Here is a 13,869-nt window from a genome sequence, read left to right as displayed (position 1 = left end):
CTCCCCGAACGCTGGAAAAAGCTTCCGGCCTGGTGAGCGGAAGCCGGTGATCAGCGTGGGCGCTGTACGGAACGGGACTCAAGGGATTCCTGTGGCCGGGGAGTGCCAATGCCACCTTCGGCCAAGGCAGTTGACCGCATCCGGCACCGCGTCCGATGCCGCGGTCGATGGCTCCACAAGCGCGTCCCACGGCCGTCACCCAGGTTGAACACAGGATTCCCCCAGGAAACCGGGACACGATTCGTACATGTCTGGCACTTATGGGGTTCGCGGCGGTCACGTCCGTGTGCTGATCGTCGACGACGAACCGGCACTCACGGAACTGTTGTGCGTGGCCGTCACCGAGGCGGGCTGGCGGCCCTACCCCGCCGCCGACGGCGAGAGCGCGCTGCGCATCGCCCGTTCCTCGGCTCCGCACGCCGTGGTCCTCGACGGCATGCTGCCCGACCTCGACGGCCTCCAGGTGCTCCGCAGGCTGCGGTACGAGCGTCCACGGCTGCCCGTCCTCATGCTCACCGCCCGCGATGCCCTCGAACACCGTCTCGACGGACTGGAAGCGGGCGCGGACGACTACGTCACCAAGCCGTTCTCCCTGGAGGAGGTCGTGCTGCGGCTGCGCGGACTGCTGCGCCGCTGCGGCGCCGAACAGACGCGCACCGACGACTCCGTACGCGTCCTGGGCGACCTCGTGGTCACCGGGGAGAGTCGTGAGGTGCACCGCGACGGCACGCCCGTCCAGCTCACCGCCAAGGAGTTCGACCTGCTCAACCTGCTGATGGGCCACCCGCGCCAGGTGCTCAGCAAGGGGCAGATCCTCGACCATGTGTGGACGAGCTGCTTCGACAGCGGCGACAACCTCGTCGAGGTGTACATCTCCAGTCTGCGCCGCAAGATCGACAAGGGTCGGGCCCCGATGATCCACACCGTGCGCGGACTCGGCTACGCGATCCGGGCGGGGGAGGACGGGAGATGACCGTACGTCTGCGCGGGCGCTCACTGCGGACCCGCCTGCTGTTCTTCATCGGGGTCACCCTGGCCGTGGTGTGCGCCGCCATGGCGGTCACCACCATCTTCGCCCAGCACAGGTACCTGCTGGGCAGCCTCGACGACCGGGTCGCCAACGCCGTCGCGCGCAGCCAGGGCGGCGCCGCGCTCCACCCCGAACTGGACACCAACCTCGGCTTCCTCAACGAGAGCGGCCAGCCCGCCGGAACCCTGGCCGCCCGTCTCGCCGCCGACGGCACCCTGCTCACCGCCCAGGTCGTCTCCCAGGACGCGGCGCCGCGGGACCTGGACGCCGCCCAGCGGTCGGCCCTCGCCGGCATCAAGGCCGACGGCGCGATGCACACCCGCACCGTGCCCGGCCTCGGCGTCTACCGGATCACGGCGATCGGCGGTACCACCGGCAACGGCGTCCGGGTGCTGACCGGGCTGCCGATGGACGACGTCCAGGACATGATCCAGGGCCTGGTCGTCATCGAGGCAGCGGTCGCCGTGGTCGGACTGACGATCGCCGGCTGCGTCTGCGCGGTCGTCATACGGCGCCAACTCCGGCCCCTGGGCCGGGTCGCCGCCACCGCCGTCGAGGTCTCGCGCGCGCCGCTGGGCCGGGGCGCGGTCGTCGGCCTCACCCGCGTCCCGGAACGCGACACCGACCCGCAGAGCGAGGCCGGCCAGGTCGGCGCCGCCCTCAACCGGATGATCGACCACGTCGAGTCGTCCCTCGCCGAACGCCAGGCCGACGAGGAACGCATGCGGCGCTTCCTGTCCGACGCCAGCCATGAACTCCGTACCCCGCTCGCCTCGATCGCCGGATACGCGGAACTCATGAACCGGGGTACGCAGCGGATCGAGCCGGCGCTGGCCTGGCGGCGCGTGTCGGCGGAGTCGGCGCGGATGACGGGGCTGGTGGAGGACCTGCTGCTGCTTGCCCGCCTCGACGAGGGGCGGCCGTTGCAGTCCGCCGAGGTGGACCTCGCGGCGGTGGTCGCCGAGTCGGTGTGGGACGCGCGGGCCGCGGGCGAGAACCACCACTGGCAGCTGGCGCTGCTCCTCGACTCCCCGGCGCTGGTCGTCGGCGACGAGGCCCGGCTGCACCAGGTGGTGGCCAACCTGCTGGCCAACGCACGGGTCCACACCCCCGCCGGCACCACGGTGGTGGCCTCGGCGGAGGTCGTGGGCGAGCGGTGCGTCATCCGCGTACGCGACGACGGCCCCGGCATCCCGCCGCACCTGCTCCCGTCCGTCTTCGAACGCTTCACCCGAGCCGACGTCTCGCGCGCCCGCAGCGGCCCCCGGGACGGGGGTTCGGGCCTCGGCCTCGCCATCGTGTCGGCCATCGTGGCCGCTCACGGAGGCAGTATCGACGTCGAAAGCGCCCCGGGACACACCGAGTTCACGATCGAACTGCCCACCGCGAGAGTGGCGCCGCCGCCGACGTCGCGCCCGGAACTCCGTACACCCCTCCGGCGGTGACCATGGTGACGGCCGCATGCGAAGCGGCGCCCCCGGCTCCCGCCCTCAACGCCCGCCTTCGGCTTCAGGATTCGCCGGAGCCGCAGCCATCCGGGTGCGGTCCTCGTGCGTCAGGCGTTTACAACGGCACCGTGCGGCGCTAGCTTCAAAGGAGGGTGAGGTGGGAGCGCTCCCACACCGAGCGGACCGGAACCCGTAAGCGGGAACTGCTCCCACCTCACCACCCCCCACGCATCACACCGTGCGCATCGCGCATCACGCGTGCCCCCAGTCGGGCGCGCCCCTTCACCCGCACGTTCCGTACGTACCGCACGACGTACGGCGCATCGCGTACGACTGAAGGCAGGTATGACATGGCCCTGACATCAGTATCCCCACCTTCCCCCCGGACCCCACGCCGATTACCGCTACCCACCCGAGGCAGAGCCTTCTTCCTCATCCTCCTGGCCCTGCTCACCGCCATCCCGGCCCTCGGCCTGGTCGTCACGGCGGGCGGCGACGCGGAGGCCCACGGCACCCCGATGAAACCCGGCAGCCGTACCTTCCTCTGTTGGGAGGACGCCCTCACGGACACCGGCGAGATCAAGGCGATCAACCCGGCCTGCAAGACAGCGCAACAGGTCAGCGGAACCACGCCGTTCTACAACTGGTTCTCGGTACTGCGCTCGGACGGCGCGGGCCGCACCCGGGGCTTCGTCCCGGACGGCCAGCTGTGCAGCGGCGGCAACACCAACTTCACCGGGTTCAACACCCCCAGCGCCGACTGGCCGGTGACCCATCTCACCTCGGGCGCCAACGTCGACTTCTCGTACAACGCGTGGGCGGCGCACCCGGGTTGGTTCTACGTCTACATCACCAAGGACGGCTTCGACCCGACCAAGACCCTCACCTGGGACGCGATCGAGTCCCAGCCGTTCCTGAGCGTCGACCACCCGCCGCTCAACGGCACCCCGGGCAACGTCGAGGCCAACTACTCCTGGAACGGCAAGCTTCCGGCGAACAAGTCCGGGCGCCACATCATCTACATGGTGTGGCAGCGTTCCGACAGCGCGGAGACCTTCTACTCCTGCTCCGACGTCGTCTTCGACGGTGGCAACGGCGAGGTGACGGGCATCAAGGACCCCGGCAACCCGCCGACCGAGCCCCCGCCCGGCGCGTGCACCGCAAGTCGCCGTACGACGGGCAGCTGGAACGGCGGCTACCAGTCCGAGGTGACCGTCACCAACTCCGGAACCGTGCCGATGCTCGGCTGGATGGTCGACTGGACACTCCCGGCGGGCCAGACGGTGGACAGCCTCTGGAACGGCAACGCCACCTACAACGGCCAGGCGGTGATGGTCCACAACGCCAACTGGAACGGCTCGCTCGATCCCGGCAGGACCGCGACGTTCGGATACGTCGTCCGGGGCTCCGGCGCTGATACGGCGACCACCCTGCCCTGCCGGGTCGGTTAGACCCGCGGGGCTGCACATTCAGGCTCGATTTCAAGCAGGTGCAAGGCCGCTCAGGGCGGACCCGGTGGTCGATACCCACCGGGTCCGCGAGCCGGGCCGGCACGGGGGATGAGGCCCGGGTGGAGTGCGTCGGGGAGGTGACCAGTTGGAGACAACGTTGTCCAGCGGTCCGAACGTCACCCTATCGCCCCAACGGACAGCATCGTCAAGCCGGTCGCCTCGCCTCCGCGGTCCCCCAGGGGAGTGGACGAGGTACCCCGCACGCGTGACCGGCCTGCGTGTCCTCTCGGAGGCGCTCGACCTCCCGTGGTACCGCTGACGCACGTCACTGTCCCCGCGGCTTGTGCGACCTGTGGAGCGCGACCCGTCCGAAGGAGGAGGGGCCGCGTCATGCGTGTCCGCCCTACGTCCCTGCTGCTGGCCGCCGCTCTCGCGCTCGGCACACCCACCCCGACGCTCGCGACGACGGCGGCACCTCCGAACCCCTTGGTCCAGGACCCCGCTCCCTACGTCGATCCGCTCATCGGCACCAGGAACGGCGGCGATGTCTTCCCGGGCGCGGTCGTTCCGTTCGGGATGCTCTCCTGGAGCCCGGAGAACACCCGGGGCGACGCCACCCGGACGGCGGCCCCCGGTGGCTACCACTACGACGCCACCCGCATCCGGGGCTTCAGCCTCACCCACATGTCCGGCACGGGCTGCGCGGGCGGCAGCGGCGACATCCCGTTCTTCCCGTACGCCGGTCAGGTCACGTCCTCCCCGCCGAGCGACACCAAGGACGCGGTGTACGCGGCCGACTTCAATCACGCCGACGAGAAGGCGGAGCCCGGCCACTACCGGGTGGGCATGGCGTCCGGGGTCACCGCCGACCTCACGGCGACCACCCGCACAGGCTCCGCCCGCTTCACCTACCCGCCCGACAGACCGGCCTCGATGCTGATCCGGACCGCCAACTCCGAGGTGGGCTCGACGGATTCGACGGTCACGATCGACCCCGCCGCCCGTACGGTCTCCGGCTCGGTCACCTCCGGCAACTTCTGCGGCCACCTCGACCCCGAAGGCCGACGCCCTTACTACACCCTGCACTTCACGGCCCGCTTCGACCGCGCCTTCAAGGCGACGGGCACCTGGCAGGACGAGCGGCTGAGCCCGGGTGCCACCTCCGCGTCCGGCGGAACAGGCGGCTTCACCGCCGACAGGGGCCGTCCCGTGGCGGGCAAAGGGGCAGGCGGATATGTGGAGTTCGAGCCCGGCACGGGCCCGGTGGGCGTCAAGGTCGGCATCTCGTACGTCAGTCGGGCGGGCGCCGAGGCCAACCTCGCGGCCGAGAACCCGCCGGCCCGCTCCTTCACGTCGGTCCGGTACGCGGCCCAACGCGCCTGGCGGGCCAGGCTCGCCGCCATCGAGGTCGGCGGCGGCACGGAGGCTGAACGCACCACCTTCTACACGGCCCTCTACCACTCCCTCCTCCACCCGAACGTCATCAGCGACGCCGACCGCCGGTACCGGGGCGGCGACGGCGAGGTCCATCTGGTCCGCGCGAGCCACGGCCACCAGTACGGCACCTTCTCCGGCTGGGACGTCTACCGCTCCCAGGTCCAGCTGCTCACCCTCCTCGACCCCGGCGCCGGCTCGGACATCGCCCAGTCCCTCTACGAACTCGCCCGGCAGAACGGCGGGTTGTGGGACCGCTGGCTGCACGGCGCGAGCGGCACCCACGTCATGAACGGCGACCCCTCGCCCGCCGCCCTCGCCGGCATCCGTGCCTTCGGCGGCACCCGTTTCGACCTGCGCGGAGCGCTGGACTCCCTCCTGCGGGCGGCGACGGTCCCCACTCCGCAGGACCTGTCCCCGGCGGGCAGGCCTGTTCTGTCGGCCGGGCAACGTCCTTCCCTGGACGCCTACTTGACGCACCACTACATGCCGTCGGTGTCCAACGCGTGGGCCGGCGCGGCGGAGACGCTGGAGATGTCGGGCGCGGACTTCGCCCTCGCCGAACTGGCGCGCGCGGCGGGGAGGACGAGGACGGCGGACGGTTTCATGAAGCGCGCCCAGTGGTGGCAGAACAACTTCCACATCGCGGCCCACCGAAGCGGCGGCTACATCACCAACCGCAAGGCGGACGGCAGCTGGGTCCCCGGTTTCACCCCGGCCACCGGCAACGGCTTCGTCGAGGGTACGGCGGCCCAGTACACCTGGATGGTCCCGCACAACCCGGCGGGCCTCTTCGCGGCGATGGGCGGCACGGCCACGGCAACCGACCGCCTGGACGCCTTCTTCCACCACGCCGACGGCAGCTGGGCGCTCACCGGCAGCGGCGGCGAGAAGTCCGAGCTGGACAACGAACCCTCGGTCAACGTCCCCTACCTGTACGCCTACGCGGGCGCGCCGCACAAAACCCAGGAGACGGTGCGCGCGGCGATGACAAGGCTCTGGTCGACCCGCCCGGACGGCATCCCCGGCAACGACGACCTGGGCGCGATGTCCTCCTGGTACGTCTTCGCAGTGCTCGGCATGTACCCACAGGTGCCGTCCCGAGCCGAACTGATCCTGGCCTCACCCCTGTTCCCGAGGATCGAGATCAACCGCCCGTACGGCAACGACATCTCGATCCGCGCACCGGGAGCGGCGGCGGATGCCCCGTACGTCCGGTCCCTCGCCGTCAACGGCCGCCCGAGCGACCGCCCCTGGCTCCCGGCGTCCTTCGTCCGGCGCGGCGGCACCCTGGACTACGCCCTCGCCGCGACCCCGAACCCCACCTGGGGCACCGCTCCGTCAGACGCCCCGCCATCCTTCCGGGCGGGCGAGCAGCCGTACCAGATCGGCGTCGGTCCCACGACGGCGACGCTCGCACCGGGCGCCAGCGCACAGGTGGACATCCGGGCACTGTCCCTGACGGGCAGGGGCGGCGACGCGGGCCCGGAGGTGCGCTTCGAGGTGGAGACCCCGGCCGGTGTTTCGGCAACACCCGCTTCAGGAAAGGTGGTTGACGGTATCCAGCGGATCACGCTCACCGCACAACCCGGGATCGGCCAGGGCTTCTACGAGGCGACTATCAGGGTGACGTCGACGGACAACACGGCGTACGAGCAGCCGATCTCCCTCACGGTGGCGGCCCCCGGCTCCCTCCTCACCGCGTACAACAACACGGGCATCTCCGACGACACCGGCGACCACACCGAGGCCGACTACGACGGAGGCGGCTGGAGCCACTCCCGCCAGGCTCTGGCAGCGGCGGGCCTGGCCCCGGGCACGCGGGGCAAGCTACGGACGGGCCTGGCCTTCACCTGGCCGACCTCGCCGCCGGGCCGCCCGGACAACGCGTCGGCGACGGCCCAGAGCATTCAACTAGCCGCTCCGGCAACGCGGTTGTCGTTCATCGGCAGCGGAGTCTTCGGCAACCAGCAGACGAAGGCGACTGTCGCCTACACCGACGGCACCACCGACTCGATCGACCTCGCCCTCACCGACTGGACCCTCTGCGGCGGCACGAGCACCGTCCAGTTCGGCAACGAGATCGTCGCCCGGACCCCGTACCGGAACGTCTCGGGAGCGGGCCGGGACCCGGTCCCGACGTACGTCTACGCGACGAGGCCGTTCCAGGCACCGACTGGCCGGAGTATCGCGAGCGTCCGCCTCCCGGTCAACGCCAACCTGCATGTCTTCACCCTCGCGACCGCCTGACCGTCGCCGCCTCTGGCGGGACACGGCGTTGCGCGCGACCATCGTTGGATGGGGCAACGGCCGAACCTGTCAGAGGAGTTCAGGTCGGAGGCGCGAGCCGCCTTCGCGTTCCTCGTCGAGAGCGAGGGCTTCTCGGAGCCCGAGGACATCGACAACGGGCTGATGTTTCGACGGGAGGATCTGGCAGTTCGCCTCTGGTTCCTGGGGGGCCGAGAGGCCGAGGTCGCGACGCGGCTGATGCCAGTCGCTCCAGACGGAACACAGGCACTCGGCGCGTGGCTTGAGGACGTCTACACAGCTGCAGGCTGCGGCCCGCCCCAGGACGTCCCCGGCACAGTCCACAACCGGCGCTCCATGCTCAAGCGCGTCCACCAACACGCCGACTCCCTACGCCGGTTGCTCCCCCGCCTCCCCGCCCGCTTCCCCGATCCTTGACTGGCGAAGCGGGCGTTGGACGCGCTGGTCAGCCCAGCAACTCCACCTCCGCCAGCGTCGACTCACCGTCGAGGACCAGCCGGTAGCGCGTGTACGAGCCCGCGGACGCCACCGAGAACGCCCTGGTCTGCCTGTCCCACCTGAACGACTCACCTGAACGCCGGTCCAGCGTCCGCCAGTTCGTGCCGTCCGAGGAGCCCTGCAGCTTCCAGCCCGTCGGGGCCTCGGCCCGGTCCGAGGACGTCAGCGTGTACTGAACGGCCTTCGTGCGACCGGCGATCGACAGGTCCACGGACCTCACCGTCGCGTCCGTCGCCGACGTGTTGTCGAACAACGCGCCCCCGCCGGTCACCACGTCCGCCCGCGGCGTCGGCACCTTGTCGTCCTGGGTGATCGACACCGGCGCCGCGCTCTTGGCCGCTCCCCACGTCGAGGGCTCGGGGCCCATGTCGAACTCCAGGGTTCCGCCCCGGGAGACGATCGAGTGGGGGAGTGAAGTCGACGTCCAGGGCAGGCCGTTGACCTTCAATCCCTGCACGTACACGTTCCGCGCGCTGTTCTTCGGGGCCTTGATCACCAGGTCCCGGCCGTTCTCCAGATGGACGGTCGCCTTGGTGAACAGCGGGGAGCCGATGGCGTATTCGCCGCTGCCCATGACCAACGGGTAGAAGCCGAGCGCCGAGAACAGGTACCAGGCCGACTGCTCGCCGTTGTCCTCGTCGCCGTGGTAACCCTGACCGATCTCGCTGCCCGTGTAGAGACGGGACAGGACCTCGCGGACGTTCTTCTGTGTCTTCCAGGGCCGGCCGGCCGCGTCGTACATGTAGTTCACGTGGTGGGCCACCTGGTTGGAGTGGCCGTACATGCCCATCCGGACGTCCCGGGCCTCCGTCATCTCGTGGATGACCCCGCCGTAGGAGCCCACGAACTCCGGTGAGGCCGTCTCCGGGGTCTCGAAGTAGTCGTCGAGCTTGTCCGCGAGGCCCGCCCGGCCGCCGTACAGGTTGGCCAGGCCCCGGCTGTCCTGCGGGGCGGTGAACGCGTAACCCCAGCCGTTCGTCTCCGTGTAGTCGTAGCCCCAGACACGCGGGTCGTACGCCGACGACTCCACCCGCCAGTCGCCCCGCGCGTCCCGGCCCTGGAAGAAGCCGGCCCTGGTGTCGAACAACCGGACATAGTCCTGGGCACGGTTGAGGAAGTACTCGGACTCCTCCTTGTACCGTTTCCCGCCCGTCTCCCGGTACAGCTCCTGGCCCATCCGGGCGATGCCGTAGTCGTTGAGGTAGCCCTCCAACGCCCACGACAGGCCCTCGCGCGTCTCGGTGCTCGTGTAGCCGAGGAAGGGCGAGGTCGCCATGCCCTTGCGGCCCACGCCCGACGTCGGGGGCACGACGGTCGCGTTCTTCACGGCCGCGTCGTACGCCGACTTCGCGTCGAAACCGACGCCCTTCACATAGGCGTCGGCGAACGCCACGTCCGACGAGGTGCCCGTCATCAGGTCGGCGTACCCGGGGGAGGACCAGCGCGAGGTCCAGCCGCCGTCCTTGTACTGCTGCACGAACCCGTCGACCATCTCACCCGCCTGACGAGGTGTCAGGAGAGAGTAGGCGGGCCAGGTCGTCCGATAGGTGTCCCAGAAGCCGTTGTTGACGTACACCTTGCCGTCCACGATCTTCGCCCCGGTGTGCGTCGGAGTGTCGGGACCCGGCATCGGGGAGAACGGCGACGCGTACTGGTACTTCGAACCGACCTTCTCGAAGCCGGAGTTGGGGTACAGATACAGCCGGTACAGGCTGGAGTACAGCGTCGTCAGCTGGTCCGGCGTTGCCCCCTCCACCTCGACCTTCCCGAGCAGCCCGTCCCACTGCCGCTGTGCGGCGGCCCGTACCGTCTCGAAGGACGCCCCCTCCGGAATCTCCTGGCGCAGATTGGCCTTGGCCTGCTCGACGCTGATGAGCGAGGTGGCCAGCCGAAGCGTCACCACCCCGGTCGGCGCCCTGAACCGGAGATAGCCCTTGACCCCGCTCGACGACCCCTCCGTGACCACCGCGTCGTCGTCGAACACCCCGTACACGAACAGCCGGGTCGCCCCCGTCGACAGGCCCGACTTCACGTCCGAGTAGCCGGTGAAGGTGCCGTTCTCCTGGTCGAGGGTCAGGCCCGCCTGGTCGGTGACGTTGTCGAACAGGACGCTCGCGTCGGCGCCGGGGTAGGTGAAGCGCAGGACCGCCGCGTGGTCGGTCGGGGTCATCTCGGCCTTGACGCCGTTCTCGAACCGCACCCCGTAGTAGTCGGGCCGCGCGGTCTCGTTCTCGTGCCGGAAGGCCAGCGCCCGTGCCGTACGGCCGGTGTCCGGGGGGCCGGCGGCGGCCGACGGCATCACCTGGAAGGTCTGCCGGTCGCCCATCCAGGGGCTCGGCTCATGACTCGCGCTGAACGCCTGGATCGTCGGCAGGTTGTCGGCGTTGTTGGCCCGTGCGTAGTCGTACAGCCAGCTCAGCGAGCCCGCGTTGGTCACCGGCGTCCAGAAGTTGAAGCCGTGCGGCACTGCCGTCGCCGGGAAGTCGTTGCCCCGGGAGAAGCCGCCGCTGGAGTTGGTGCCCCGGGTCGTCAACGCGTAGTCGGACAGGTGTTCCCGAGGCGGCTCGGGGGCGACCGACCGGAGCGTCACGTCGTCGATCCAGCCCCGGAACCTCGCGGGACCGGTCGGCGAGTCGTACGCCACCAGCACTCGGTCGACGGTCCTCCCCTGCGCCACCGACCCGATCCGCGAGGCCACGTGGTTCCACTGGTTGACGTACAACCCCTTGGCCGCGCCCTGCCCCTGGGGCGTCAGCGCGAAGCCGTGCTGGTCGACCGCCTGAAGTTCACTCAGAAGGGTCCCGTCCGTGAAGGCCAGGTCCACTGACACGTTCGTGGCGGCGTAGTCGAGATCGCCGTCCGCCATCGAGGGGAAGACCCGGTACGACAGCTCGGTGTCCCGGTCGACGGCCACGTTCACGTCGAACACCTTGTTGGCCGAGTACGCCCGTCCGGCCGCCCGGTGTGTTCCGGCGTATCGCAGCGCCTGTTTGCCCGTGAAACCGGCGCGGGCCTTCGCGGTCGGTGAGCCGCTCGGGCCGCGGTCCACCAGGGACAGCATGTCCCGGGGCACGGGCGTGTCGACGCTGCCCGTCGAGAACTGGACATCGGCGAGCTGCGTGATGGCGCCCCCGTTGTTCCGTCCGATGTCGAGCCGGAAGTGCCGGTACCCGGCGGGCGAGGACAGGTCGTACGACCTGGTCTGGAACCGCTCCGCGAACGACTCGCCCGTACGGCTGTCGAGGGTCGTCCAGCCCGTCGTGCCGTCCGCCGAGCCCTGGAGGGTCCAGTCGGCCGGGTCGCGCTCGGCGTGGTCGTTGGCCGAGGTCAGCGCGTAGGTGACCACCCTGACCGGCTCGTCCAGGTCGAACTCCGCCCAGCCGGTCGACGCGAACGTCAGCCATTTGGTCCCCGGCACACCGTCGACGAGGTTCTCCTTCACCTCGCCCCCGCCGGTGTTCTCGCCGCTCGCCCGTACGTCCGTCACATGGTCGGTCACATTGCCCGGAATGCCGCTGCTGTAGCCGCCGTCGACACCCGAGGCCCGCTTCGTGCCGTCCGGCCCCGTGTCGACGGTGTTCAGCCAGTCCGGCGCCGGCTCACCCGCCTCGAACGAGGAGACGAACTCCCGGTCGGCGGCCTGCGCGGTCACCGGCAGAGCGGTCGCCACGCCCTGCCCGCCGATCACTAGTGCGAACACCGCTGCGATGGCCGGAATTGATCCGAACGCCCATCCGTAACGAGTCCTGTACCGAGCCCTGTATCGAACTCCCTGCCGCATGCGAGAGCACCCTCCCTGCCGTCGGACAACGTTGTCACCTTGGCTGCGCAGGAACCAGTAGGGAGTCAAGTGGCCAGTGGTGTCAAGGGTGTTGAGTGTGGCATTCGGGCCCAATATCGCGAATTTTTCGCGCAAAGGGATGCGTGCGGTCCACACATTTCCGCGAGGTCTCAACTCGGAAAAGACCCGCGACCAACCATGCTTTCGATCTTGCCCCTTTGACGGGAAGTGGACTATACCTGTCGGCATCTGCCACTGTTCGACCGGCCGACGTCAGGTGTGAGGGGAGCCGGAAGGGTGGTTTGACGTGCTGAACGCGCGGCCCACCGGGTATTCCCTCTGACCAGGGGCGCATCACGCACTAAGCACTTCCTGCACGACCCAGTTCGACCCGATCGCGGTGCCGGGAGGATCCGGTTCACCGCCTGAGTCCTGGAGAAGGCGAGGACTTGAGCATGGGATCCACTTCCGACGAGAGCCGCACCACCGACCCCACCACCGGTGCCACCGGCACCACCACTGGCACCACGGCCACCGGCCTCGGCCGCCGCGACCTGATCAGACGGTCCGCGGCGCTCGGCCTGATCGCCGTCCCCACGATGAGCTTCCTGTCCTCCTGTGCGAGTAGCGGCGGAGGAGACGAGGACAAGGCCAAGGCGGGTACGAAGACCGCGAAGAACCCCCTGGCGGTCAACGACAGCGCCCAGCTGGAGTTCGTGCTCTTCGACGGCGGCTTCGGCAAGGAGTACGCCGAGGACGCGGTCAAGATCTACGAGCAGAACTTCCCGAAGGCGAAGGTCAAGTTCTCCGCCACCCAGAAGATCCAGTCCACGCTCCAGCCCCGCTTCAACCAGGGCACCCCGCCGGACCTCATCGACAACTCCGGTGCCGAGCAGATGGACATGGGTGTCCTGGCCGGCAAGAGCCAGCTCGCCGACCTCACCCCGCTGCTGGACGCCCCGTCCTTCGACGACCCGAACAAGAAGGTCCGCGACACACTGCGGCCGGGCATCGTCGAGATGGGCCAGCTCGACGGCGACCCGGTGTGGATCATGTACTACGCCTACACGGTGTACGGCGTCTGGTACTCCCAGAAGGCCCTGGACTCGCTCGACGCCACCTATCCGGAGACGTGGGACGAGATGCTCGCCGTGTGCGAGAAGGCCAAGAAAAAGGGCATCGCCGGCTGGACCTACGCGGGCAAGTACCCGTACTACCTGCCCTTCTCGCTCTACGCGATGATCGGCAAGGTCGGCGGCGTCGAGGTCCTCAACGCCATCGACAACCTGGAGCCGAACGCCTGGAAGGCCCCGGCTGTCAAGGCCTGTTTCGAGGCGTACTACGAGCTCTACAGGAAGGGGTACGTCCTCAAGGGCACCCCCGGTCTCGACCACATCCAGTCGCAGACCGCGTGGGCCAAGGGCAAGGCGCTGTTCATCCCGAACGGCTCCTGGGTGGAGAACGAGTCGGCCAACGTCATCCCCGCCGACTTCGACCTCGCCGTCTCCGCGCCGACCGGCATCGACGCCTCCGACAAGCTGCCGTTCGGCACGATCTGGGCCTCCGGCGGCGAGCCGTTCATCGTCCCCGCCAAGGCGAAGAACACGGCGGGCGGCATGGAGCAGCTGCGCATCATGCTCAGCGAGGCGTCCTCGAAGAACTTCACCAGCAAGGTCAAGTCGCTGACCGCGTACAACGGCGGCACCGACGGCATCACCCTCACCCCGGGCCTCAAGTCCGGTGTGGCGGCGCTGGAGAAGGCCGGCGACAACGTGGTGAACCCGCGTCTGCAGGACTGGTACGTACAGCTCCAGAAGGAGAAGATCGGCGTGTCCGGGCTCGGCGAGATGATGGCCGGACGGCTCACCCCGGCCGAGGCCATCAAGAAGATCCAGGACTACGCCGACGAGACCGCGAAGGACTCGTCGATCAAGCACTACAAGCACCAGTGATCAGCAG

Annotated in this window: 7 protein-coding genes; 6 read left to right on the top strand and 1 reads right to left on the bottom strand. The window is 69.4% G+C overall.

Going from position 1 to position 13,869, the window contains the following annotated elements; genetic code table 11:
- Window positions 1-247: 247 nt before the first annotated feature.
- The 5 genes from ACW4TU_RS08930 to ACW4TU_RS08910 all read left to right on the top strand — a co-directional run bounded on the left by ACW4TU_RS08930 (window position 248) and on the right by ACW4TU_RS08910 (window position 8,048).
- The gene (locus ACW4TU_RS08930) at window positions 248-973 is read left to right on the top strand and encodes a response regulator transcription factor (protein ID WP_457426381.1); all 726 of its coding nucleotides are present in this window, start codon (window positions 248-250) and stop codon (window positions 971-973) included.
- Entirely contained in the window at window positions 970-2,475 is a 1,506-nt protein-coding gene (locus ACW4TU_RS08925; RefSeq protein ID WP_457426379.1) for a sensor histidine kinase, read from the top strand. The genes ACW4TU_RS08930 and ACW4TU_RS08925 overlap by 4 nt, the downstream gene beginning before the upstream one ends.
- Window positions 2,476-2,828: 353 nt before the next feature.
- Window positions 2,829-3,929, top strand: a complete 1,101-nt coding sequence (locus ACW4TU_RS08920) for a lytic polysaccharide monooxygenase auxiliary activity family 9 protein (protein ID WP_457426377.1) — start codon at window positions 2,829-2,831, stop codon at window positions 3,927-3,929.
- Window positions 3,930-4,319: 390 nt separating this feature from the next.
- Window positions 4,320-7,613 carry a GH92 family glycosyl hydrolase gene (locus ACW4TU_RS08915; RefSeq protein WP_457426375.1) on the top strand — a complete coding sequence of 1,098 codons (3,294 nt, stop codon included), beginning with the start codon at window positions 4,320-4,322 and terminating at the stop codon, window positions 7,611-7,613.
- 48 nt (window positions 7,614-7,661) lie between these two features.
- A complete protein-coding gene (locus tag ACW4TU_RS08910; protein ID WP_457426373.1) occupies window positions 7,662-8,048 on the top strand; it encodes a hypothetical protein in 387 nt (128 codons plus the stop codon).
- Window positions 8,049-8,076: 28 nt separating this feature from the next.
- Here ACW4TU_RS08910 and ACW4TU_RS08905 read toward each other — a convergent pair whose 3' ends face one another.
- Complete coding sequence (locus ACW4TU_RS08905) at window positions 8,077-11,910, bottom strand: GH92 family glycosyl hydrolase (protein ID WP_457426371.1); 3,834 nt, start codon at window positions 11,908-11,910, stop codon at window positions 8,077-8,079.
- Window positions 11,911-12,365: 455 nt separating this feature from the next.
- Here ACW4TU_RS08905 and ngcE point away from each other — a divergent pair, with 455 nt between their 5' ends.
- Window positions 12,366-13,862 carry an N-acetylglucosamine/diacetylchitobiose ABC transporter substrate-binding protein gene (gene ngcE, locus ACW4TU_RS08900; RefSeq protein WP_457426369.1) on the top strand — a complete coding sequence of 499 codons (1,497 nt, stop codon included), beginning with the start codon at window positions 12,366-12,368 and terminating at the stop codon, window positions 13,860-13,862.
- Window positions 13,863-13,869: the final 7 nt, after the last annotated feature.

This window comes from Streptomyces kryoterrae (genome assembly GCF_054072135.1).
Note: the sequence above shows the minus strand (reverse complement) of the source record. Positions and strands in the feature narration are given on the sequence as shown.